Annotated in this window: 26 protein-coding genes; 12 read left to right on the top strand and 14 right to left on the bottom strand. The window is 70.5% G+C overall.

The annotated features are described in order from the left end of the window. Positions 1 to 181: 181 nt before the first annotated feature. The gene (locus NH2_RS12920) at positions 182 to 508 is read left to right on the top strand and encodes a hypothetical protein (protein ID WP_067653038.1); all 327 of its coding nucleotides are present in this window, start codon (positions 182 to 184) and stop codon (positions 506 to 508) included. 30 nt (positions 509 to 538) lie between these two features. Here NH2_RS12920 and NH2_RS12915 read toward each other — a convergent pair whose 3' ends face one another. After that, the gene (locus NH2_RS12915) at positions 539 to 1,123 is read right to left on the bottom strand and encodes an AMIN-like domain-containing (lipo)protein (protein WP_067653036.1); all 585 of its coding nucleotides are present in this window, start codon (positions 1,121 to 1,123) and stop codon (positions 539 to 541) included. Between the two features lie 111 nt (positions 1,124 to 1,234). Here NH2_RS12915 and NH2_RS12910 point away from each other — a divergent pair, with 111 nt between their 5' ends. Both NH2_RS12910 and NH2_RS12905 read left to right on the top strand, forming a co-directional pair. Next, the gene (locus NH2_RS12910) at positions 1,235 to 2,383 is read left to right on the top strand and encodes a class I SAM-dependent methyltransferase (RefSeq protein ID WP_067653034.1); all 1,149 of its coding nucleotides are present in this window, start codon (positions 1,235 to 1,237) and stop codon (positions 2,381 to 2,383) included. A 95-nt stretch (positions 2,384 to 2,478) separates the two neighbouring features. Next, complete coding sequence (locus NH2_RS12905) at positions 2,479 to 3,354, top strand: Bax inhibitor-1/YccA family protein (protein WP_067653032.1); 876 nt, start codon at positions 2,479 to 2,481, stop codon at positions 3,352 to 3,354. Between the two features lie 58 nt (positions 3,355 to 3,412). Here NH2_RS12905 and NH2_RS12900 read toward each other — a convergent pair whose 3' ends face one another. The 3 genes from NH2_RS12900 to NH2_RS12890 form a co-directional block, all read right to left on the bottom strand. Beyond that, a complete protein-coding gene (locus NH2_RS12900) occupies positions 3,413 to 4,633 on the bottom strand; it encodes an acetyl-CoA C-acetyltransferase (protein ID WP_067653030.1) in 1,221 nt (406 codons plus the stop codon). A 48-nt stretch (positions 4,634 to 4,681) separates the two neighbouring features. Beyond that, entirely contained in the window at positions 4,682 to 5,584 is a 903-nt protein-coding gene (locus NH2_RS12895; protein ID WP_084505502.1) for an SGNH/GDSL hydrolase family protein, read from the bottom strand. Between the two features lie 79 nt (positions 5,585 to 5,663). Then, positions 5,664 to 6,125, bottom strand: coding sequence for a hypothetical protein (locus NH2_RS12890; protein WP_067653028.1), 462 nt, complete (start codon positions 6,123 to 6,125; stop codon positions 5,664 to 5,666). A gap of 98 nt (positions 6,126 to 6,223) precedes the next feature. Here NH2_RS12890 and NH2_RS12885 point away from each other — a divergent pair, with 98 nt between their 5' ends. Next, positions 6,224 to 6,430 carry a hypothetical protein gene (locus NH2_RS12885; RefSeq protein WP_067653026.1) on the top strand — a complete coding sequence of 69 codons (207 nt, stop codon included), beginning with the start codon at positions 6,224 to 6,226 and terminating at the stop codon, positions 6,428 to 6,430. A gap of 49 nt (positions 6,431 to 6,479) precedes the next feature. Here the strand turns inward: NH2_RS12885 and NH2_RS12880 are convergent, their stop codons facing one another. Then, positions 6,480 to 7,682 carry an IS110 family RNA-guided transposase gene (locus tag NH2_RS12880; RefSeq protein ID WP_067653024.1) on the bottom strand — a complete coding sequence of 401 codons (1,203 nt, stop codon included), beginning with the start codon at positions 7,680 to 7,682 and terminating at the stop codon, positions 6,480 to 6,482. 236 nt (positions 7,683 to 7,918) lie between these two features. Here NH2_RS12880 and NH2_RS12875 point away from each other — a divergent pair, with 236 nt between their 5' ends. From NH2_RS12875 to NH2_RS12865, 3 genes are read left to right on the top strand one after another with little or no spacing between them, the layout of a single operon-like run. Beyond that, positions 7,919 to 8,791 carry an RNA polymerase sigma factor gene (locus tag NH2_RS12875; protein WP_067653022.1) on the top strand — a complete coding sequence of 291 codons (873 nt, stop codon included), beginning with the start codon at positions 7,919 to 7,921 and terminating at the stop codon, positions 8,789 to 8,791. Then, positions 8,784 to 8,981, top strand: a complete 198-nt coding sequence (locus NH2_RS29225) for a hypothetical protein (protein WP_169811484.1) — start codon at positions 8,784 to 8,786, stop codon at positions 8,979 to 8,981. The genes NH2_RS12875 and NH2_RS29225 overlap by 8 nt, the downstream gene beginning before the upstream one ends. A 48-nt stretch (positions 8,982 to 9,029) precedes the next feature. Beyond that, a complete protein-coding gene (locus NH2_RS12865; protein WP_067653019.1) occupies positions 9,030 to 10,418 on the top strand; it encodes a cystathionine beta-synthase in 1,389 nt (462 codons plus the stop codon). A 40-nt stretch (positions 10,419 to 10,458) separates the two neighbouring features. Here the strand turns inward: NH2_RS12865 and NH2_RS12860 are convergent, their stop codons facing one another. Both NH2_RS12860 and NH2_RS12855 read right to left on the bottom strand, forming a co-directional pair. After that, positions 10,459 to 10,878 carry a hypothetical protein gene (locus NH2_RS12860; protein WP_067653017.1) on the bottom strand — a complete coding sequence of 140 codons (420 nt, stop codon included), beginning with the start codon at positions 10,876 to 10,878 and terminating at the stop codon, positions 10,459 to 10,461. A 157-nt stretch (positions 10,879 to 11,035) separates the two neighbouring features. Beyond that, entirely contained in the window at positions 11,036 to 12,235 is a 1,200-nt protein-coding gene (locus NH2_RS12855; RefSeq protein WP_067653015.1) for an acyl-CoA dehydrogenase family protein, read from the bottom strand. Positions 12,236 to 12,310: 75 nt separating this feature from the next. Here NH2_RS12855 and NH2_RS12850 point away from each other — a divergent pair, with 75 nt between their 5' ends. After that, positions 12,311 to 13,456, top strand: a complete 1,146-nt coding sequence (locus NH2_RS12850; protein WP_067653013.1) for a cystathionine gamma-synthase — start codon at positions 12,311 to 12,313, stop codon at positions 13,454 to 13,456. A 67-nt stretch (positions 13,457 to 13,523) separates the two neighbouring features. Here NH2_RS12850 and greA read toward each other — a convergent pair whose 3' ends face one another. Together greA and NH2_RS12840 are read right to left on the bottom strand one after the other, a co-directional pair. After that, entirely contained in the window at positions 13,524 to 14,015 is a 492-nt protein-coding gene (gene greA, locus NH2_RS12845; RefSeq protein ID WP_067653570.1) for a transcription elongation factor GreA, read from the bottom strand. A gap of 244 nt (positions 14,016 to 14,259) precedes the next feature. Then, the gene (locus tag NH2_RS12840; protein ID WP_067653011.1) at positions 14,260 to 14,727 is read right to left on the bottom strand and encodes a DUF4307 domain-containing protein; all 468 of its coding nucleotides are present in this window, start codon (positions 14,725 to 14,727) and stop codon (positions 14,260 to 14,262) included. Between the two features lie 160 nt (positions 14,728 to 14,887). Between NH2_RS12840 and mca the strand changes: the two genes are divergently transcribed. The 3 genes from mca to NH2_RS12825 all read left to right on the top strand — a co-directional run bounded on the left by mca (position 14,888) and on the right by NH2_RS12825 (position 16,767). After that, positions 14,888 to 15,754: a mycothiol conjugate amidase Mca gene (gene mca / locus NH2_RS12835; RefSeq protein WP_067653568.1), complete on the top strand. Its 867-nt coding sequence runs from the start codon at positions 14,888 to 14,890 to the stop codon at positions 15,752 to 15,754. Beyond that, positions 15,754 to 16,038, top strand: coding sequence for a hypothetical protein (locus NH2_RS12830; RefSeq protein WP_067653009.1), 285 nt, complete (start codon positions 15,754 to 15,756; stop codon positions 16,036 to 16,038). The genes mca and NH2_RS12830 overlap by 1 nt, the downstream gene beginning before the upstream one ends. 126 nt (positions 16,039 to 16,164) lie before the next feature. Further along, entirely contained in the window at positions 16,165 to 16,767 is a 603-nt protein-coding gene (locus NH2_RS12825) for a TIGR03086 family metal-binding protein (protein WP_067653007.1), read from the top strand. Positions 16,768 to 16,817: 50 nt separating this feature from the next. On the opposite strand, the gene NH2_RS12820 is transcribed toward NH2_RS12825, so the two are convergent. From NH2_RS12820 to NH2_RS12810, 3 genes are read right to left on the bottom strand one after another with little or no spacing between them, the layout of a single operon-like run. Continuing rightward, positions 16,818 to 17,675, bottom strand: a complete 858-nt coding sequence (locus tag NH2_RS12820) for a helix-turn-helix domain-containing protein (RefSeq protein ID WP_067653005.1) — start codon at positions 17,673 to 17,675, stop codon at positions 16,818 to 16,820. Then, positions 17,672 to 18,190: a DUF6879 family protein gene (locus NH2_RS12815; RefSeq protein ID WP_067653003.1), complete on the bottom strand. Its 519-nt coding sequence runs from the start codon at positions 18,188 to 18,190 to the stop codon at positions 17,672 to 17,674. The genes NH2_RS12820 and NH2_RS12815 overlap by 4 nt, the downstream gene beginning before the upstream one ends. Then, positions 18,177 to 18,503 carry a hypothetical protein gene (locus NH2_RS12810; RefSeq protein WP_067653566.1) on the bottom strand — a complete coding sequence of 109 codons (327 nt, stop codon included), beginning with the start codon at positions 18,501 to 18,503 and terminating at the stop codon, positions 18,177 to 18,179. Before NH2_RS12810 ends, NH2_RS12815 begins: the two co-directional genes overlap by 14 nt. Before the next feature lie 363 nt (positions 18,504 to 18,866). Here NH2_RS12810 and NH2_RS12805 point away from each other — a divergent pair, with 363 nt between their 5' ends. Continuing rightward, positions 18,867 to 19,088: a hypothetical protein gene (locus NH2_RS12805; protein ID WP_157103745.1), complete on the top strand. Its 222-nt coding sequence runs from the start codon at positions 18,867 to 18,869 to the stop codon at positions 19,086 to 19,088. A gap of 618 nt (positions 19,089 to 19,706) precedes the next feature. Here NH2_RS12805 and NH2_RS12800 read toward each other — a convergent pair. Next, a complete protein-coding gene (locus NH2_RS12800) occupies positions 19,707 to 20,387 on the bottom strand; it encodes a hypothetical protein (RefSeq protein ID WP_157103744.1) in 681 nt (226 codons plus the stop codon). After that, entirely contained in the window at positions 20,384 to 21,778 is a 1,395-nt protein-coding gene (locus NH2_RS12795; RefSeq protein WP_067652999.1) for a condensation domain-containing protein, read from the bottom strand. The genes NH2_RS12800 and NH2_RS12795 overlap by 4 nt, the downstream gene beginning before the upstream one ends. Positions 21,779 to 21,781: the final 3 nt, after the last annotated feature.

Genomic DNA, 21,781 nt, shown 5'->3' with positions numbered 1-21,781 from the left:
AGGCAAGAATCTCTTCGATAGCCATTCGATATGTAGCCAGGAATTCGCGGTGGTCATCGAATGCTTCCGGACAGCACTGTCGAGCGGTTTCCGGGGCGTATTCCGTCAAGGGGCGGCACCGTTTCACCCGGCATGGCCAGGGCACCCGGCGGATACGGCACGACGAACGAAGGTGTGTGTGATGACCGATTCGCATTGGGAGATTCCCCCGCTCGACGGAGCCGCCGATATCTCGCGTCGCCCCGGCCCCGGGTCGACCCTCGCCGACACCAGGTACTGGGCCGGTTTCGGGCTGCTCGGCATCGGTGGTTTCGCCGCGGTGCTCGCGGCGGTGATCTCGCTGACCGGGTGGTCGGAGTCCGCGCTCTTCCTGGTCGGGGTCGCGGTGGTGAGCGTGCTCACCGGCGCCGCGCTGGTCTTCGAGCAGCGCAGGCGGCGTCAGCAGCGGGAACGCAGCAGGGACAGCAGCGACCAGCAGTGGCGCCGGACGGTGCGGCCGCGGGTCTGAGCATCAGCCCTGACGCGCAGTTCCGGCGCGTCAGGGCGTCGCGATATCCACGATCAGCCGGGCAGGGCCGGTGGCGGTGCGCACCTCGAAGGGCGGCCGGTCGCCGCGCACCCCGATGAAGGACTGGGTCTCGCCCTCGAACACGATGGTGCGGTAGACCCCGGTGACCCCCGGCGCCTCCGGATCGCGCACCGGCTCGGAGTTGTCGAACGGGGCGACCCCGGTGTCGAAGGGGTAGGCGGAGCCGAGGATCCGCACCTCGAGAACGGAGCCGGCGTCGATGTCGAGCACCGTCCCGCTGCCGTCCTGCACCGCGCGGTCGGTGTACTCGACCACCCAGCCCGGCGTGCCGGTGCCGCCGAGGTCGTAGACCACCCGCTCGAAACCGGGGTGGTGGCCGATCCGGATACCGGTGACGGTGAGCATCGCGCCGCGGCTCTTGTCGCCCCGCTTGGGCTGCGCGTCGGTGGGGACCGGCTCGGCGGCCGTGGTGGGGGCGCCGAGCGTGCTGGTGACCGCGTTCGGGGAGGGCGCGAGCCCGGCCGAGCCGCTGTCGTCACAGCCGGTGAGCACGGCGGCCGCGGCGAGGATCGTCAGCAGCATCGGAGTCCGCATCGGCCGATGCTATGCCCGCGAGCGGGCCGGATCCGGGATTTCGGCGCGCGCCGCGGTTCCAGCGGGCGGGGTCGGTGCGACGCGGGGGCAACGATCCAGCACACTTGAGCCGTGGGCGATGTGGACGAGGTGCTGGGCCGGTTGCGCCGGTATCCGGATGTCGAGGCGGCGAACCTCTATGCCGTCGACGCCGCCGACCGGCTCCTGCTGGACATCGCGGCCGACGCGCTGGCCGGGGCGGGCCCCGGACAGGTCGCGGTGCTCGACGACGGCTACGGCGCGCTCACCCTCGGCGCCGCGGTCTCGCACGACCTGCACGGCATCCGGGTGCACCAGGACGTGCTCACCGGCGAGCTCGCGCTCGCCGCCAATGCCCGCACGCTCGACCTGGCCGGGCGCTACCGCAGCCATCCCCTCGACGCCGCGTTGCTCACCGGCGCCACCGTCGTGCTGCTCCGGCTGCCGCGGGCACTGGCCGGGCTGGCCGAGACCGCCGAGGCCGTCGCGCGGTACGCCGACCCCGGGGTGCGGCTCTTCGCCGCGGGCCGGGACAAGTACCTGACCCCGGCCATGAACGAGGTGCTCGGCGAGTACTTCACCGAGGTCATGGCCAGCCGGGGCAGGCAGAAGTCGCGCGCGCTGCTGGTCTCGGGGCCGAGGCCGGTGGGCGCACCGCGCTTCCCGGTGCGCGAGCACCTGGCCGAGCTCGGGCTGGACGTCGTCGCGCACGGCGCCGCCTTCTCCGGCCCGAAGCTCGATATCGGCACCCGCTTCCTGCTCCGGCACCTGGACCGGATGAAACCGGACGCCCGCGACGCCGTCGACCTGGGCTGCGGCACCGGCATCCTCGCGGTGGCGCTGGCCCGCTCGCGGCCGTGGATCGGCGTCACCGGCACCGACCAGTCCGCCGCCGCGGTGGCGTCGGCGGTGGCCACGGCGACGGCGAACGGGGTGGCCGACCGGGTTCGGGTGGTGCGCGACGACGCCATGGCCTCGCTGCCGCCGCAGAGCGCCGACCTGGTGCTCTGCAACCCGCCCTTCCACATCGGCGCCGCGGTGCACACCGGCTCCGCGATCAAGATGTTCGCCGCGGCGGGCCGGGTGCTCCGCCCCGGCGGCGAGCTGTGGACCGTCTACAACAGCCACCTCAACCACCGCGGCGTGACGGCGCGGCTGGTCGGCCACACCGAGGTCATCGCTCGCAACCAGAAGTTCACGGTGACTAGATCGGTACGTGGTTTACGGGACGTAGAACGGTAGAGTCCGAATTGTCCGCTGACTACGGAACTGTTTTCCGGCGGCGGGCGTTGTACGGAACAGCAGTAGACGCGATCCGGACTCGAGAAAGGGATCCCTTGCGTACCTCCTCCAATCCAGTCTTCCGGCGCCTGCCTCGGCAGGAGGGAGTGGGCGGTTACGCGAACTTCGGTTCCGGCGTAGCCGGTGCCGGCCAGTTCGGCCAGCAGCAGCAGCAGCCGTACGGCCAGTACCCGCCGCAGCAGTACGGCGAGGTGCCGCAGTACCAGGCGCCCCCGGCCACCAGGTCGATGACGATCGACGACGTGGTGACCAAGACCGGCATCACCCTGGCCGTGCTCGCCGTCTCCGCCGTCCTCTCCTACGCCCTGACCAATGCCAACACCGCGCTTGCGCCCGCCTTCGTGATCGGCGGCGGCCTCGTCGGGCTGGTCCTGGTGCTGGTCGCGACCTTCGGCAACAAGATGGACAATCCGGCCATCGTGCTGGCCTACGCCGTGGCGGAGGGGCTCTTCCTCGGCGCGCTGTCCTTCATGTTCACCAATATCGAGTTCGGCGGCGCGGGCGGTAGCGCGCTGATCGGGCAGGCGGTGCTCGGCACGTTCGGTGTCTTCGCGGGCATGCTGGTGGTCTACAAGACCGGCGCCATCCGGGTGACGCCGCGCTTCACCCGGATGATCGTCGGCGCCCTGATCGGCGTGGTGGTGCTGGCGCTGGGCAACCTGGTCGCGAGCTTCTTCATCGACGGCGGCCTCGGCCTGCGCGACGGCGGCCCGATCGCCATCATCTTCAGCCTGGTCTGCATCGCCATCGCCGCGTTCAGCTTCCTGCTCGACTTCGACGCCGCGGATCAGCTGATCCGCGCGCAGGCGCCGGAGAAGGCGGCCTGGGGCGTCGCTTTCGGCCTGACCATCACCCTGGTCTGGCTCTACGTCGAGATCCTGCGGCTGCTGAGCTACTTCCAGAACGACTAGTCACACCGACGAAGCGGGGCGGTCGCCGATCGGCGACCGCCCCGCTTCGCGTCTCAGCTCAGCTCAGCCGCTCGATGATGAGCGCCATGCCCTGGCCGCCGCCGACGCACATGGTCTCCAGACCGAACTGCTTGTCGTGGGTCTGCAGGTTGTTGATGAGCGTGGTGGTGATGCGGGCGCCGGTCGAGCCGAACGGGTGGCCGAGCGCGATGGCGCCGCCGGAGACGTTCAGCTTGTCCTCGTCGATCTTCAGCTCGCGGGCCGAGCCGAGCACCTGGACGGCGAAGGCCTCGTTGATCTCGACCAGGTCGATGTCGTCGATGGTCTTGCCCGCGATGGCGAGCGCGCGCTTGACCGCCTCGATCGGGCCGAGCCCCATGATCTCCGGGGAGAGCCCGGAGACGCCGGTGGCGACGATGCGGGCCAGCGGGGTCAGCCCCAGCTCCCTGGCCTTGGTGTCGCTCATGATCACCAGGGCGGCGGCGCCGTCGTTGAGCGGGCAGCAGTTGCCCGCGGTGACCGTGCCGTCGGGGCGGAAGACCGGCTTGAGCCCGGAGACCGCCTCGTAGGTGACGCCGGCGCGCGGGCCGTCGTCGGTGGTGACCACGGTGCCGTCGGGCAGGGTGACCGGGGTGATCTCGCGCTCGAAGAAGCCGTTCGCGATGGCCTGCTCGGCGCGGTTCTGCGAGCGCACGCCCCAGCGGTCCTGGTCCTCGCGGGTGATGCCGGTGGCGGTGGCGACGTTCTCCGCGGTCTGGCCCATGGCGATGTAGACGTCCGGGATCAGCCCGTCCTCGCGCGGGTCGTGCCAGATCCCGGCCCCGCCCTCGGCGGTCTTGGCGGTGCGCGCCTGGGCCTCGGCGAAGAGGCCGTTCTGGGTGTTCGGCCAGGAATCGGCGGAGCCGTTCACGTAGCGGGAGACGGTCTCCACACCGGCGGAGATGAACACGTCGCCCTCGCCCGCCTTGATGGCGTGGAACGCCATGCGGGTGGACTGCAGCGAGGAGGCGCAGTAGCGGTGCACGGTGGTGCCGGGCAGGCTGTCGTAGCCGAGCTGGACCGCGACCACGCGGCCGATATTGAAGCCCTGCTCGCCGCCGGGGGAGCCGCAGCCGAGGATCAGGTCGTCGATCGTGGCCGGATCCAGGGCGGGCACCTTGTCGAGCGCGGCGCGCACGACCTGGGTCGTGAGGTCGTCCGGGCGCAGGTCCACCAGCGAGCCCTTGCGGGCCCGGCCGATCGGGGAGCGCGCGGTCGAAACGATGACGGCCTCGGGCATGTGGACTCCTTTGTCGTGGTGCGAATGCGGTTACTCGCCGGTAGAAATCTACGTGGCGCCGGCCCGGTCGGGAATGTGATCCGTGCCGGGCGCGGGGGCGCGCGGCGCCTCGGCCTGGTGCAGCAGCCCGGCCTCGACGCCGAGCGCGCTCAGCAGCGCGGGCAGCAGGTGCTCGGCGGCCAGTTCGTAGCCGGCGGCCGAGGGGTGGAAGCCGTCGGCGGCGAAGAGCAGCTCCGGAGCCGCGCGGAACCGCGGCGCCAGCAGGTTGCCCATCGGCACCGGGTGGCCGCCTGCGGCGCGGGTGGCGGCGGCCTGCGCCCGTGCCAGCCGGATGCTCCAGTTCTCCACCACCGCGCGCAGCGGCTGCGCGATGGCGGTGACGATGCCGAGATTGGGGCAGGTGCCGACCACGACGACGCTGTCCGCCTCGCGCAGCCGGGTCACCGCGGCGCAGAGCCGGGCGGCCGAGGCGCGAATGGAGTGCTTCTTGGTGACGTCGTTCGCGCCGACCAGGATGACGGCGGCGTCCGGCGGCGGGCCCGCCACGAACATGGCGTCCACCTGGCCGGCCAGCCCCTTCGAGGTGGCGCCGGAGATGGCCTTCGTGCTCAGCCGGATGCGCTTGCCGGTGGCCTCGGCGAGGCCGCGGGCCAGCCGCACGCCGGGCACCTCCTCGGCGCTCAGCGCGCCGAGCCCGGCGGCGGTGGAGTCGCCGAAGATCATCAGGTGCAGGTCGGATTCGCGGCCCGCGCGGTAGCGCTGCGGCGGCTCGCCCCCCGGGGCGTAGATGCCGTCGGCCTCCGGCGGTTTGGAGCTGTCCCGGCCGATCACGCCGCGTGCCGCGCCCGCCTGCGCCATCAGCACGCGGTACCCGAACCACCAGGCCGTGCCCGCGCCGGAGCCGGCGAGCACCGCGCCCAGTCCCGTCGCCGCGGCGGTACGCCAACCCATGCGAGGTACACCCACGCTTGCGCATTCTACAAACCGGGTGGCGTTACCGGCTTGTCCGGATGACAGGTGGCGGGTGCCCTCAGCCCGCGACGTCGAAGCTGCCGCGGGCAGGGACGCTCGCGTTGTCCGTGGTCACCGTGACCTCGATGCGCCCCGGACCGGTGTCCTGGAAGAGCGCGTACTGGATGCTGCCGTAGATCCCGGTGACCACCAGGTTCTCGTACGCCCCCGCCGCGCCGGTGTTCAGGTTGCGCCACGCGATGGTGGTGCGGACCTCGCAGAGCGGGGCGAACGGGTAGAGCCCCGGCCCGACCCCGGAGACCGGCTCGGCCCGCATGTTCAGGATCGCCCGGCCCGGATACTGCGGGCTGGTGTCGGCCCAGGTGCGCACGCTGGTCCAGCACAGCCCGCCGCGCGCCAGCGTCGGCACCTGCGGGAACTCGACGGTGGCCGCGGTGGCCTGCGCCCCGGCCCCGAGCGTCGTCGCCACGGCGGCCCCGGCCAGGACGGTGGCGGCGCGGGCGATGGTGAGCTTCCTCATGCCGCCGATCCTAGGGCCAGTCGGCACCGGGGTGCCGGGGACGGCGGGACCGGCGCGCCTACAACCGGGTACGAGCCACTCGAGCGAGGAGCGGACTGATGAACCCCGACACCACGAAACCGTCCGGCGACGGCGGGCGCCCCGGGGCCCCCACCGTGCCGGTGCTGGTCTTCCTGACCTCGGCCGGGCTCGCCGTGGCGAGCGCCGCGCACGGCGACTGGGCCGCCGCGGTCGCGCTGTTCACCGGCGGCTGCACGCTCGCCGGGCAACTGGCCCGCGGCGGGCGGGGGGATTCCGGCGCGTAGCCGCCTACAACCCCGCATACTCCGGAAAGGGGGAATCTCAATGATGTTGTCAAGCCGCGACGGCCCTGATTTCGGGCCGGTATGGGGTGTCGGTTCGCATCATTGCCCACAACACGTTGAGACGGCGGCGGGCCAGCGCGATGACAGCTTGGGTGTGGTTCTTGCCCTCGGTTCTTTTGCGCTGGTAGTAGGTCCGCGAGACCGGGTCGTGGATGATCGCGACCTGGGCGGCGAGGTAGCAGGCCCGCAACAATCGCCGGTCGTAGCGGCGTGGCCGTCGCAGGTTGCCGCTCACGCGGCCGGAATCGCGCGGAACCGGGGCCAGGCCGGCGACCCCGGCGAGGCGGTCGACGCTGGCGAAGGCGGTCATGTCCCCGCCGGTCGCGGCCAGGAACTCCGCGCCCAGCAGGACACCGAATCCGGGCATGCTCAGGATGGTCGCGGCGTGCCGGTGGCGGCGAAATCGGGCCTCGATCATCGCGTCGATCTCGCTGATCTCGATGTCGAGGTCCATCACCTCCTTCGCCAGACGCGCAACCATCGCCGCGGCCAGTCGCTCCCCGACCACGGTGGTGTGCTGGGCGCTCGCGGCGGCGACAGCGGTCGCGGCGACGCGAGCGCTGACACGGGCGCCGTGCTCGCGCAGCCAGGCCGCCAGCCGGTCCTCGCCGATACGGCGGATGCCGTCGGGGGTTTGGTAGCCGGTGAGCAGGATCAACGCCGCTTTGCTCGCACGCAGGTCGAACGCTCGCTCCAGAGCGGGGAAGTATTCGAGCAGCTGGGCGCGCAACCGGTTGATCGCCCTGGTCCGGTCGCAGCCCAGATCGGTGCGCCGGGAGGTGAGGATCCGCAGCTCGGTCGCGGTTTCGTCACCGATGCGCAACGGTTGCAGGTCTCGGCGCATCCGGGCCTGGTCGGCGATGATCGCGGCGTCTTTCGCGTCGGTCTTGCCGTCGCCGCGGTAGGTTCCCGAGGCCCAGTGCACGGTTCGGCCGGGTATGTAGAGCAGGCGCTGATCACGGTCTGCCAGCATCGCGATGAGCAGAGCCGCGCCACCGTGGTTGAGGTCGATCGCCCAGGTCAGGTCCGAGTTTCCGGCCAGCGTGGTGACCGCGGCGAGGAGCTCGCCGAGCTGTTGTTCATCGTTGATCACCCGTCGCGACAGCAGTCGTTTGCCGTCGGCGTCGATGACGACGCAGTGGTGAGCCGATTTCCCAGCGTCTACTCCAGCCCACAGTTGTTGCACAGCCACTCCCGTCGTTTCCGCTCTGCCGAGTTGTCCCGCAGACGACTGCGCCGTCGTGTCCTTACGAAGCGATCGGGTCGCGTATCTCAATCAGCGGTCGAGTCGTCGCGGAGCGCCGGGCGGCCAATCCCCCTGAGCCATCGAGGGCACGACCATGAAAGCCATACCCGGCGCTCCCGGGTGCTGCAAAGCCTATGGCAGCCAGTGGCTTACAGCACCCGAGAAGAAAGGTAAGGAATGCCATGACCACAGAACCGGTCGGCAGGAGCGCCTACGGTCCCGGCCCGCCGGGCGACGGCGCGCTCTTCGCGGCGCTGCGCGCCGATGGTTTCGCCGGGCCGTCCTGGGATCGCTTCGCGACCGAGGTCTGCCGGTACGGCATCGGGGTGCTCGGCGCCTGGCTGGCCACCGGCGAGATCGCCCGCAGGGCGGCGGCCGCCGGGGTGCCGCTCACGCTCGGCGCCGAGGAGAGCGCGCGCTTCCTGCGCGACCGTGAGTTCCGTGCCGAGTTCGTCGACCTCGCGGTGGCGGAGGCGCTCTTCGCCTTCCGCGCGGAGTCGCGGGCGGGCACCGGCTGGCGCCCCGATCGGGGGGCGAGCCTGAAGACCTGGTTCGCGGCGAAATGCGCGATCGCGTTCGTCAACGAGCTGAAGAAGTACCGGCGCGCGGAGGCGAGGCACCAGCTGACGCTCGCCGCGCTCCGGCCGGAACCGGAGCAGGCCGCCGACCCGGCCCGCCTGGTCGCCGACCGCGCGGTGCTGCGCGAATACCTGCTCCGGTTGCCACAAGCCGACCGGAACATCGTCTGGGGGAAGGTCTGCGGATACTCGCACGCGGAGATCGCCGAGCTGTTCGGCGCGGCGTCGGCCCGCGCCGTGGAGCGGCGCTGGGCGACGCTGCGCACGCGGGAGCCGTGGATCGGCCGTCTCCAGGGAAGGAGTGACCATGCCGAAGAGGACGAGGAACGACCACACCCCTGCCGCGGCGCCGGACAGCATGGAGACGCTGCTCGCGGCGTCGTCGTTCGGGACCGCGCAGGCCAGGGCGGTGATCGCGCGGGTCCCGCCGGAGCGGGCGGCGGCCGTGCGGGACCGCGCGCACCGGACGGTGGATGAATCCGCGCGGGCGGCGGTGCTGGCGCAGCGGCTGGCCGGGATCCTCGGCCCGGAGTTCGCGGCGCTGGTGGCGGCCACCTCGCCGGGGCACGCCATCGGCACGCTGCTGGCGGCCCGCGGCGCCGAGCCGGTGGCGCGCGAGCTGGGAATGTCGGTGGACGACCTGCTCAGCCAGGTGCCCCGGCGCTGAGCGGAATGCGGAGAAGCAGGGTTCGGCGGCTTCTGCAACGATGGAGCTATGCGCATCGCTGAGCACGTCGTCGACCTCATCGGCAATACCCCGCTGGTCCGGTTGAACTCGGTGGTCGGTCCGAACGCGGGGCTGGTCGCGGCCAAGGTCGAGTACCTGAACCCGGGCGGCAGCTCGAAGGACCGGATCGCGGTCAAGATGATCGAGGCCGCCGAGCAGTCCGGCGAGTTGCGGCCCGGCGGCACCATCGTCGAGCCGACGTCGGGGAACACCGGCGTCGGGCTGGCGCTGGTGGCGCAGCAGCGCGGCTACCAGTGCGTCTTCGTCTGCCCGGACAAGGTGAGCGAGGACAAGCGCAACGTGCTGCGCGCCTACGGCGCCGAGGTGGTGGTCTGCCCGACCGCCGTCCCGCCCGAGCATCCGGACAGCTACTACAGCGTCTCGGACCGGCTGGTGCGCGAGATCGACGGGGCCTGGAAGCCGGACCAGTACTCCAATCCCGGTGGGCCGCAGAGCCACTACGAGACCACCGGCCCGGAGATCTGGGCCGACACCGAGGGCAAGATCACGCACTTCGTCGCCGGCGTCGGCACCGGCGGCACCATCACCGGCGCGGGCCGCTACCTCAAGGATGTGTCCGAAGGCCGGGTGCGGGTGATCGGCGCCGACCCGGAGGGCTCGGTCTACTCCGGCGGCACCGGGCGGCCCTACCTGGTCGAGGGCGTCGGCGAGGACTTCTGGCCATCGGCCTACGACCCGGCGGTGGCGGACGAGATCATCGCGGTCTCCGACGCCGACTCCTTCGACATGACCAGGCGGCTGGCCCGCGAGGAGGGGCTGCTCGTCGGCGGCTCCTGCGGCATGGCGGTGGTCGCCGCCATCGAGGTGGCCAGGCGCGACCCGGAGGCCGTCGTGGTGGTGCTGCTGCCGGACGGCGGCCGCGGCTACCTCTCCAAGATCTTCAACGACCAGTGGATGAGCTCCTACGGCTTCCTGCGCGAGCGGCTGGACGGTGCGGCCGAGCCGCTCGTCGGCGACGTGCTGCGCGGCAAGTCCGGCGCGCTGCCCGACCTGGTGCACACGCACCCCTCCGAGACGCTGCGCGACGCCATCGAGATCCTGCGCGAGTACGGCGTCTCGCAGATGCCGGTGGTCGGCGCCGAGCCGCCGGTGATGGCGGGCGAGGTGGCGGGCAGCGTCTCCGAGCGCGACCTGCTCTCCGCGGTCTTCGAGGGGCGGGCGCACCTCACCGACTCGGTGGCGCAGCACATGAGCCCCTCGTTCCCGCTGATCGGCGCGGGCGAGCCGATCTCGGCCGCCACCAAGGCGCTCTCCGAGACCGACGCGCTCATGGTGGTCGAGGAGGGCAAGCCGGTCGGCGTCATCACCAGGCACGACCTGCTCGGGTTCCTCAGCGTCGGCGCGATCGGCAAGTAGGGCCGGTGCCGCCGGCCCGCGCCCGGGTAGCGCCCTGCCGTCAGCGGGTGCCCGCCGACGCGCGCTCGGGCAGGTAGCCCGCGATCAGGTCGCTCCACTCGTCGGCGAGCGTGGCCAGCCGATACCAGGCGGCGTGCACCCTGGTGTCGGAGACCTGTTCGCAGTGGTGCAGCAGGTGGTCGGCGTGCACGTGCGCCGCCGCCATCCGGTCGAGCAGCGCGCCGAGTGAGATGCCGCGCACGCGGGCGGGCCGGGCGGCGCCCGCCCAGCGGTCCACGGCGGCGACGAGTTCGGCACGGCGGCAATCGATCCCGGCGGCCGCCAGCGGATCGCGGTGCCGCCGCCGGTGCAGCTCGGCGAGCACGGCGGCCGAGCGGGTCACCGGGTCGTCGCCCGCTTCGTCGGCAGAAGCGAAGGCGGCCAGCAGTTCTCGGCGGTCCGGGAGTTCAGCATCGGGCATCGGAGCCTCCCGGGGCGGCGGGGACAGCGAGCGGCTGTGTGCACATGGTGCACCTCCTGGAACGACCGGTGGAGCAAGGTCGTTCCAGGATGCGGGAAATTCCCGGCCATCGGGTGACCGCCGGGTGGCTCCGCGATGACGCTTCGTAACACTGTGCTCAGCGGAAGGCATTGCTGCCGGTGAGGGCCTTCCCGAGGGTGAGCTGGTGCACCTCCGCGGTGCCCTCGTAGGTGAGCACCGACTCCAGGTTGTTGGCGTGCCGCAGCACCGGGTAGTCGAGCGTGATCCCGTTGGCCCCCAGGATGGTCCGGCACTCGCGGGCGATGGCGATCGCCTCCCGCGTGCTGTTCAGCTTGCCCGCGCTCACCTGCTCCGGGGTGAGCTCGCCGCGGTCCTTGAGCCGCCCGAGGTGGATGGCGAGCAGCTGCCCCTTGCCGTACTCCAGCGCCAGGTCGGCGAGTTTCGCCTGGGTGAGCTGGTAGGCGGCCAGCGGCTTGTCGAAAACCTCACGGCTGCGCGAGTACTCGATCGCCGCGGCGAGGCAGTCGCGGGCCGCGCCGAGCGCGCCGAAGACGATGCCGAAGCGCGCCTCGCCCAGGCAGGCCAGTGGCGAGGAGAGCCCGCGCGAGCCGGGCAGCACCGCGTCGGCGGGCAGCCGCACCCCGTCGAAGTTCAGCTCGGCGGTGATGGAGGCGCGCAGCGAGAGCTTGCGGTGCATCTCCCTGGCCACGAAGCCGGGGGCGTCGGTGGGGACGAGGAAGCCGCGCACCACGGGCCGCCCGCCCGCCTCCTCGGGGTCGGTGTAGGCCCAGACCACCGCGACATCGGCGACCGAGCCATTGGTGATCCACATCTTGGACCCGTCCAGCACCCAGTCGTCGCCGTCCCGCTTGGCGCGGGTGCGCATGCCGCCGGGGTTGGAGCCGAAGTCCGGTTCGGTCAGCCCGAAGCAGCCGAGCAGCTCACCCGCGGCCATCCCGGGTAGCCAGTGCTGCTTCTGCTCCTCGGAGCCGTAGCGGTGGATGGCGGTCATGGCCAGCGAGCCCTGCACCGAGACCATGCTGCGGATGCCGGAGTCGACCGCCTCGAGTTCCTGGCAGGCAAGGCCGTAGGCGGTGGCGGAGAGCCCGGCGCAGCCGTAGCCATCCAGGTGCATGCCGAGCAGCCCGAGCTCGCCCAGCTCGGGGGCGAGTTCCCGGGCCGGGAAGGTGCCCGCCTCGAACCAGCCGGCGACGTGCGGGCGCAGCCGCCTGGCCGCGAAGGCGGCGACGGTGTCGCGGATCTCCCGCTCCTCCGGCTGCAGCAGGGCATCGGTCGCGAACAATTCGTCCAGGGTCACGGGTGTGTCGGGCGCCATGCCGGTCAGCGTAACGAGGCGGGCGGACGCACCCCCCGGGAATGCGACGCCGGTGGCCGGTTCTAGGCTGGGGCCATGAGCGAGCTGGGATTCTCCACCCGCGCCGTGCACGCCGGGTTCGAGCCGGACCCGCAGACCGGCGCGGTGAACGTGCCCATCTACGCGAGTTCGACCTTCGCCCAGGACGGGGTGGGAGGGTTGCGCGGCGGATACGAGTACGCCCGCACCGGCAACCCCACCCGCACCGCGCTGGAGGCCAATCTCGCCGCCCTCGAGCTCGGCCGGTACGGCCGCGCCTTCGCCTCCGGGATGGCCGCGACCGACTGTGCGCTGCGCGCGCTGCTGCGCCCCGGCGACCACATCGTCATCCCCGACGACGCCTACGGCGGCACCTTCCGGCTGATCGACAAGGTGTTCACCCAGTGGGGCATCGAGCACTCGCCCGCGCACATCGCCGACCTGGACGCCGTCCGCGCCGCCGTGCGCCCGAACACCAAGCTGATCTGGGTCGAGACCCCCACCAACCCGCTGCTCACCATCGGTGACATCCCGGCGCTCGCCGACGTGGCGCACACCGCGGGCGCCAAGCTGGTGGTCGACAACACCTTCGCCACCCCGTACCTGCAGACCCCGCTGCCCCTGGGCGCGGACATCGTGCTGCACTCCACCACCAAGTACCTGGGCGGGCACTCCGACGTGATCGGCGGCGCGCTGATCACCGACGACGCCGAGACCGACGAGAAGTTCGCCTTCCTGCAGAACGGCGCGGGCGCGGTGCCGGGCCCGTTCGACGCCTACCTCACGCTGCGCGGCGCCAAGACGCTGGCGCTGCGCATGGAGCGGCACTGCGACAATGCCGAGCTGATCGCCGAGTTCCTCGCCCGGCACCCGGCCGTCTCCACCGTCATCTACCCCGGCCTGCCCGAGCACGCCGGGCACGGCGTGGCGGCCAAGCAGATGCGGCGCTTCGGCGGGATGCTCTCGGTGCGGCTGCACGGCGGCGAGGCGGCGGCGCGCCGCTTCTGCGCCGGAACCGAGGTCTTCACCCTGGCCGAGTCGCTGGGCGGGATCGAATCGCTGATCGAGCACCCGGGCGCCATGACGCACGCCTCCACCGCGGGGTCGCAGCTGGAGGTCCCCGCCGACCTGGTGCGGCTCTCGGTCGGCATCGAGGACGCCGCCGATCTGCTCGCCGACGTCGAGCAGGCGCTCGCGCGGTAGGGGTACCGGAGACATGAAGCAGCGGCCGCACTCGATCTCCGAGTGCGGCCGCTGCTGTTCAGGCGGCTCAGCTGTGGTAGGGCTCCGCGCTGACCAGCGTCACCTTCATGGTGTTGCCGTTGGGCAGCGTGTACTCCCTGGTCTCGCCGACCTTGGCGTCGATGAGCGCGCCGCCGAGCGGCGAGTTCGGCGAGTAGGTCTCCAGGTCGGAGTGGCCGAGCCCCTCCTCGCGGGTGGCGATGAGGAAGGTCTCGGTGTCGGTCTCGTCACCGTCGTAGTAGACCTTGACCACCGAGCCGGGCAGCGCGACGCCGGACTTGGTCGGCGCGACGCCGACCTTGGCGTTGTTCAGCAGCTCCTGCAGCTGCCGGATGCGGGCCTCCTGCTGGCCCTGCTCCTCCCGCGCCGCGTGGTACCCGCCGTTCTCCTTGAGATCGCCTTCCTCGCGGCGCTCGTTGATCTCGGCGGCGATGACCGGACGGTTGGCGATGAGCGCGTCGAGTTCGCTCTTGAGCCTGTCGTGCGACTCCTGGGTCAGCCAGGTCACATTCTCGGTCATCTCGATCACTCCCTAGTAGTTGTTCCCGGCGCGCCGGGATTCCCTGAACACCGCTGCTGTACCCACCGGGGCAGGCGGGCACGCATCGGCCGACGGCTGGACGCGATCGCCAGGGGTGTCGTGCGCTCCGGAATCCACCGCGTTGGCCGCCAATGCAGCAAACACGGCTCCGGGTTCCGGAACCGTGTGTCAGGCCATTTTAGCATGACTCACAAATATGCAGGTCAAGTCGATTTTGCGCGGCTCAATCCGCGCGCAGGTACCCCGGAACGGTAGTCGAGCAGGCGTAGACGCTGCCGGAGGCGGGCCGCGCCGAGGAGCGGATCTGCGTACCGACCTCGACCGTGCCGCTCTCCGACGGCAGCACGAGCACCTCGCGCCGCCCGGTCTCCTCGCCGTCGCGCGACATCGCCCGGACGATGCAGACCACCGGCTGCGACGGATCGTCCCTGGTCACCTTGATCCGCAGGTCGAGGGTGGAATCGTCGACGATGACGTAGCCGAGCTGCTCGGCCTCGACATCCTTCGGCCCGAACTTCTGGTATCCCAGGAAGCCGATGCCGACCCCGGCGGCGACGACCAGCACGCCGAGCACGGCCGCGATCCGGCGGCCGGGGCCGACGCCGCGCCGCGTGCCGTAGCGCTCGGCGCGGCGGGCGGCGCGGCGCTGCTCGTCCCGCGCGGCGTCGGCGCGCGCTTCCGGCTCGGTCATGGTCTCGGTGCTCCCGGGGGTGGGTCGGAATACAGAGGGGTCTGGATGGAACTATAGGGAAGCGAGGATCGGACGCCCACGGCACCGAGGACAAGACGGCGGAGAGCGCGAGGTACAGGGTGAGCGACGGAGTGAACAGGACGTGAGCGGGCTCCGGCTGATGGCGGTGCACGCGCACCCCGACGACGAGTCCTCCAAGGGCGCGGCGACGACGGCCAAGTACGCCGCCGAGGGCAACGAGGTACTCGTCGTCACGCTGACCGGTGGTGAGGCGGGCAGCATTCTCAACCCGGCCATGGACACCCCGGGGGTACTGGAGCGGATTCACGAGATCCGGCGCGAGGAGATGGCCGCCGCCGCGGCCGCGCTCGGGGTGCGGCAGACCTGGCTCGGCTTCGTGGATTCCGGGCTGCCCGAGGGCGATCCGCCGCCGCCGCTGCCGGAGGGCAGCTTCGCACTCGTGCCGCTGGAGGAGGCGACCGAGGCGCTGGTCCGGGTGGTGCGCGAGTTCCGGCCGCACGTCATGACCACCTACGACGAGACCGGCGGGTACCCGCACCCGGATCACATCCGGTGCTACGAGGTCTCGGTGGCGGCGTTCGAGGCGGCGGGCGACCCGGAGCGGTTCCCGGACGCCGGCGCGCCGTGGACCCCGCTCAAGCTCTACTACAACCACGGGTTCAGCCTGCGCAGGCTGGAGCTCTTCGCCGAGGAGTACGAGCGGCTGGACGAGCCCTTCCCGCTGCAGGAGTGGCTGGACCGCTCGCGCAAGTACGCGGTGGAGCGCGGCGACGTGATGTCGCGGGTGACCACCCAGATCGAGTGCGCCGAGTACTTCCCGCAGCGCGACGGCGCGCTGCTCGCGCACGCCACCCAGATCGACCCGAACGGCGCCTTCTTCGCCATCCCGCTGGAGCTGCAGCGCCGGGTCTGGCCGACCGAGGAGTTCGAACTCGCGCAGACCAGGGTCAAGACCGCGCTCCCGGAGAACGACCTGTTCGCCGGGATCGGGGACGAGCACCGGTGATGTCCGCGCTACCGCTCGTGACGGCGGTGCTCGCGCAGACGCCGGGCACGCCGACCGGGCCGGAGTTCGGCAAGGCGTCGCCGCTCGGGCTGATCATCGTGCTGGTGCTGCTGGCCGGGACGTTCCTGCTGATCCGGTCGATGAACCGGCACATCAAGAACCTGCCCGCGACCTTCGAGCCGGAGCATCCGGAGCCGGATCAGGAGGCCGACGACGGCACCGAGCACGGCATCACCCGCACCGAGCCGGAGTCCGGTGGAAAGCGGCGCGAGGGGTCCGGCTGACCGACAATCCCGGCCTGCCTTGTCAACCCGGGCGGCTGTTCGGTGCGCGCCGCACAATTTCGGGTTTCCATTGGTGAGCGATGTGTATTCCGGGCAGCATCGCCTCGATCGACCAGAAGGATTCCCATGAACCGTGTGCAGGACCCCGCGATCGGCCGCATCGAGACGGAGACGGTGGTCGCCGCCATCGACCGCGCCCTCGATACCGCGGGTGCCGCGGTCGCGGCGCTGGAACCCGGATCGCTCGGCGCGCCCACGCTCTGCGCCGACTGGGACGTGCACACCCTGCTCGAACACCTGGTCCGGGTGATCTACGGCGCGGTAGCCGCGCTCAGCGACATCACCGCCGACGCGGAGCTGCCCGCCGACGTGCTCGGCTCCGACCCGCACGGCGCCTTCGCCACCGCTGCCGAACTCGATCGCGCCGCCTGGAGTCGTCCGGACGCGCTGGAAGGCGCGGTGCCGACGCCGCTCGGCGAGCTGCCCGGCCCGAGCGCGGCGCTCGCGCATCTGTTGGAGCTCACGGTGCACGGGACCGATCTGGCGCTGGCCGCCGGGCGGACCGACCTCGCCGACGACGCGCTCTGTGCCGCCCTGCTGGATGCCGTCGTCGAGGCGGGTGGGCTGGATCCGTACCGGCGGCCGGGGTGGTTCGACGCGGCCGTGCCGGTCGCCGACGACGCCCCCGGCCACCTGCGGTTACTCGCCTACACCGGCCGCCGGGTCTGACGCTCGGTCGCACCGCACATAGTGCAGGTGTGGGCGGTCATTCGTCGCGGTTAGGCGAGATTCTCTTCGCCGTTCACGGATCGCTCAGCCAGAGCGATCCGTATCAGTTCCCTGGCTCTGTCTCCAGTCAGTGCCTGTTCGGCAAGGGTGTTGAATGCCCGGCCGTATTGTGCGACTTCTCGGGGCTGAGTAATGGTCAGCTCAGCAGTCAGACCTTCAACCATCACAAGCCGATTGTCGAACATGATCATGTTCGAGATGAAGACCTTGTACCGACTCTGAGCGGGAACGATTCCGAAGGTCACCCGCGGCATACCGATCACGGCTAACAGTCGGTCAAGCTGGCCGATCATTATCTGGTCGTCTCCGACCGTCGTGTAAAGAGCTTGCTCGGAGACCAGGAAGTGAAACCGATGATTCTTGCGATAGAGAATCTGCTGTCTTTCGAGCCGTTTGGATACGCCTTCGTCGAGGTCATCGGTTATTCCGTAGAAGCCGATGACGTTACGCATAATCTCCTCGGCGTACTCCGCCGTCTGAAGAAGTCCCGGGATGAGGAACGGCTCATACCAGCGCATGAACTCGGTTCCGGCTTCGAGCTTTACCTGTGCTTCCTGGCGCTTCTTCGTGCCAGTGCCGAGCACCCGACGCCATTCGAGATAAGCGCTGTCGATATCGCGAATGGTCGCTATCAGGTCCGGTATGTGGTCCTCGGAGTTGGTGTGCAGGCACCACGCGCGTATGTCAGTATCCGTGGGCATGGTCTTTCCGCGCTCCACCTTGGAGACTTTGGACTGATGCCAACCGGCACGGTTCGCAAGTTCTGTGCCGGTCAGCTCAGCATTGAGGCGTAGTTCTCGAAGGCGCTTGCCCAGCGCCTCCTTCGCCTCATCGGGTGGGGTGGTCACTGTGCGGCGTAGCTCCGGAGGGGCGTAGCCAATGACCAGACGAGTTCTCTCGTCCCCTGCGCGTACTCGACCAACACCGGGTCGGTGGTGACCGCGGCGCCAGCCCAGCGGCCGGATGGTTCGAACACCGTGTAGGCGAGGGTCCCTCCGTCGAACAACCACCAGTCGGGAGAGCGGACCGGGTGCGGTTCGAACAGATGCCGGCCGGCGTACCGAACGTCTTCCCCGGCCTCTTCGTTGAGCCGGGCAACGGCTTTCGCGAACCGGGTGTAGTCCGTGTGGGGCTCGGTGACGATCCGAGCACGACGAACCGAGACACCCCGCGCTGTGGTCTCCCGAACGTGGTCCATCCACGGCGTGAACCACTGGTAGTCATCGGGTTCACCGGCGAGGAACTTCCGGAGCGGTTCGGACTCGTCCGGCGTCTCGTAGATGTCCGAGTTCTCCAGGTGGAACGCTTCGCGCTTGGCGGCGCGGAACAGGTCTAGGAAGTCCTCACCCTCAACCAGCAGCATTGCCGTAGAACTCCCTTGTCATCCGTGGGACTTCCACCACCGTTTCTCCGGGGTAGATGTCCATCTTTGCCAGCGTCGCTGGGTCGGTCACCGGCTTCCCGGTGAGCGTGAACGTACCCCGCCCTGTGTCGGTCATCGCGGCCCCGACGTAGGTGTCCGGCTCGGCGAAACCGAGCAGAAGGTGTGGGATCTCGATCCGCTCCGGAGCCCCCGTCCGCCAGCCCTGCGCCAGGTAGGTACCTCTATCGGTGGCGTACAGCGACGGGCACCCGCCGCCGGTCGTACCACCCTTGCCCAGGAATCGTATGTTCACGGTCTGCCCTTCCCTCAGCCGAATGCGCAAGAATGCTCACGCTCATTCGATGATGGCTCAGAGATTCCGGCATTGCCATAGGTAATCGGGGTTGGAGCATTTTGAAGCATAAGCGTGGACGGGCATAGGTTCGGCTTCGTACGGTCCTGAACAGGCTTCCGGTGCCGGGTTGACTCGCTCCCCGGCACCGGTGCCCACCAACGGACCTGGAGGGGACGTGCCGACAACTCTGCCTACTCGCACACCGAGCAGCGTGCCGGTTCGACCGGTGCCGCTCGCTCCGCTCGACGTGCTCGCGCGTCTCGAACTGCTGTTCCGGCTGAGGCAAGCGCTTCGCCAGGGGGAGCGCTCGGAGGTGGAGCCATGACCGATCAGTCTCCGGCTCCCGATGAGCCGGATGTCCGTGTGTCGGTGACGGTCGGCACCGGGCTCGGAAACGTCGAACTCCGGTACCGCGCTTGCCTCACTGCCGCGACGACTTTCATCCGCGAATCGACAGGCCGCGCCGACATGCGCGCTGCGCTGAGCGGCAATCCGAGCGCCGACCTGCGGCGGCTCCCGAACGAAAGGCTGTATCTCCTGTGAACGCGCTGCCCGCGAAGCGCTGATCGCCACCGGCCCGCCTCCGGCAGACGGGAACGACGCCGCGTGATCCTCTGGACCCTCGTGCTCCTCCTCCCCGGCGTGGTGACGCTTCTCGGACTCGTGTTCTGGCCCACCGACAACGACGACCGGAAGCAGGTCACGAATGCAACGTTCGACCACCCCCCACGACCGCGACGGAGCCCCGGAGCGAGACGCCACCGGGGCGAGTGCGGGCGGAGTACGAAGCGGCATGGCGGAACTACAATTTCGCACTCGCCACTGGTTCCGGTGTCCCAAACCCGAACTGTGCGAGGTCCGCGAAGCACTCCTGAGTTCGCGGGCACGGTTCCTCGAGGTAGCGGTCAGCGGCATTCGGAAAAGCTCCCGCTGAACTGGGACTATTCACCTCGAGTACGAGGTAACCGGTGAGAGCCGGTGCGCGACGAGTTCTGAGCTGCCGGTCACGGTGGGACCTGGACGCCGGCGGCCATAAGCGGCAGGAGCTTGGTTGCGATTCCGGGCGCAGGCGTTGGTCTGCCCCGGGTGCCGGGTTCAAACCTGGGAATGCCGAAACCCCGCATCGGCTCGGCCGGTGCGGGGTCGCGAACAGGAAACGAACTACGAGACCAGCTCCATGGTCCCGCGCGGATCCCACGGCATGGGCCCGGTGGGGAACCCGAAGCGGATCATCCGGTGCGGCGCCGCCACCTCGATATGCGCCACCGCGGGCGGAAGGAACCCGCTGAGCATCTTCTCCAGCAGCGCGTTCAACCCGGAGAGCCGCGGCCGCAGCCGCACCTGCCAGCACTCCACCTCACCGGCCCCCACCTCGATGACGGCGCGCTGCTCCACCCTGGCGGTTACCGGCACGTGCACCGAGAAGGCCAGCCAGAGTGCGAGTTCCTCCTCCATGCCCTCGGCGAAGTCGAGCCCGCGGAGCAGGGTGAGCCCGCCTGCCAGCGGCATGAGGTCGGCCGGGAAGGGCGCGATCCCGCCGCCGAACTGCAGGTGCGTGGTGCCGACGAAGTTCGCCTCCTCCCGGCTCACCACGGTGCCGCCGGACCTGGTCTCGGCCCGGTAGCTGGCGGCCCTGAGCCGGTCGCCGACGCGCTGGAAGCGCTGCTCGACGGTCACCGCGAAGTCGCCGGAGCCGACCTGGGTGATCGACCGGTACCCGTCGCGGTCGTGCCCGATCGCATTGACCAGCTCCAGCGCGGCGGGCTGGTTGGCCACCCGCACGGTGTAGACCGATTTCTCCCCGTCCGGGATGCCGGGGTCGCGGAACACGGTGTCGATCAAGACTTCTCCTTCGCCGCCGTTTCGAAGACGCGCCGCAATACCGTGACATACCGCTGCACCGATTCGTGCGCCACCGGGGTGTCCGGGTAGATGACGCTCAGCGTGGTCTCGGTGGCCAGCCGGTTGATCCAGATGAGCACCTGCTCCGAGGCGGCGCGATTGGCGTAGAGCCCGGCCGATGCCGCGTCGAAGAACTCGTTGCCGAGCAGCTCCCGCGCGTCGACGAAGGAGATCATGGGGCAGGACCAGCCGGGCTCGAGGTCCAGGTCGGAGTCGGCGGGCAGCAGCTCGACCACCCGCTGGAACGAGGTGGGCGCCAGCCGGAGCCCGTTCTCGTAGGCGTGCTGGGCCAGCTTGACCACCCGGTCGAAGGAGGTGGCGCCGAGCGGGAAGGCGACCGGGAGCAGCGTCACGTACCAGCCGACCGAGGCCCGCTCCGCGAGGCTGCTCCGCGTGCTCACCGGGGTCATGCCGAAGTAGTAGTCGCTGTCGATCAGCTCCCGCTCGACCAGCGCGGCGGCGGCGAAGATGCCGCCGACGAACTCGGCGCCATTGGCCCGGCAGCGCTCTTCGAAACGGACGGCGGTGTCCTCGTCGAAGAGCGTGACGGTGCGGTGCGCGCTGCGGTTGTAGACGTCCGAGCGCTTCCCCAGCTCCAGCGGGAAGGACGGCAGCCTGCCCTCGTTGCCGCGGATCAGCTCCAGCCACTTGCGCACGCCGGGCGAGGTCAGCGACATCTGCCCGGTGAAGGCCCGCTCGGCGGTGCAGTAGGCCAGGTAGCTGGCGGCCGGTTCCAGCATCTGCGGGGCGTCCGGCCAGACCTCGCGGGTGTAGAGCATGGCGAGGTCGAAGCCGGAGAGGTACTGCCCGAAGCCGTCGGTGTGCAGGTGGTCGACGGCGAGGTAGACGGTGGTCGACTCCGCCCGCTCGATCGCGCCGAAGGTGAAGCAGTCCCACTCGAACGGGCCGGGCGTGGTCTTCTGCACGTGCTCCCGGACGGTGGCCGGATCGTCGACCCGGCCGTGCTCGATCGGGACGAACTCCACGTCCTCCGCGGGCACCAGGTGCCGCTGGATGTTCCCGCCCTCGATCCGGAACCAGGTACGGAAGGTGTCGTGCCGCTGCAGGAAGGCATTGACCGCGGTGGTCATGGCCTCCCGGTTCAGCTCGCCGGTGGGGATCTCCGCGGTCACCAGGCAGAGCCCGGAGTAGCGGAACTCCGCCGCGGCGTGCTGCGCGGCGGCCTTCAGGTACTGCTCCTGCTGGTGCGAGGGCGGGGCCGGGTGGGCAGGCGCCCGCCCGGCCCGCGCCACCGACTCCGGTGCCGCGGTCCAGGTGGTCAGCCGGCCCGGCGCCGGTGCCCAGTCGTCGATCAGGCCGAATTCGACCATGCT

It is taken from the genome of Nocardia harenae NBRC 108248 (assembly GCF_001612885.1).
In the GTDB taxonomy this organism is placed as follows: Bacteria; Actinomycetota; Actinomycetes; order Mycobacteriales; family Mycobacteriaceae; genus Nocardia; species Nocardia harenae.
This window is presented reverse-complemented; position numbering and strand designations above follow the sequence as displayed.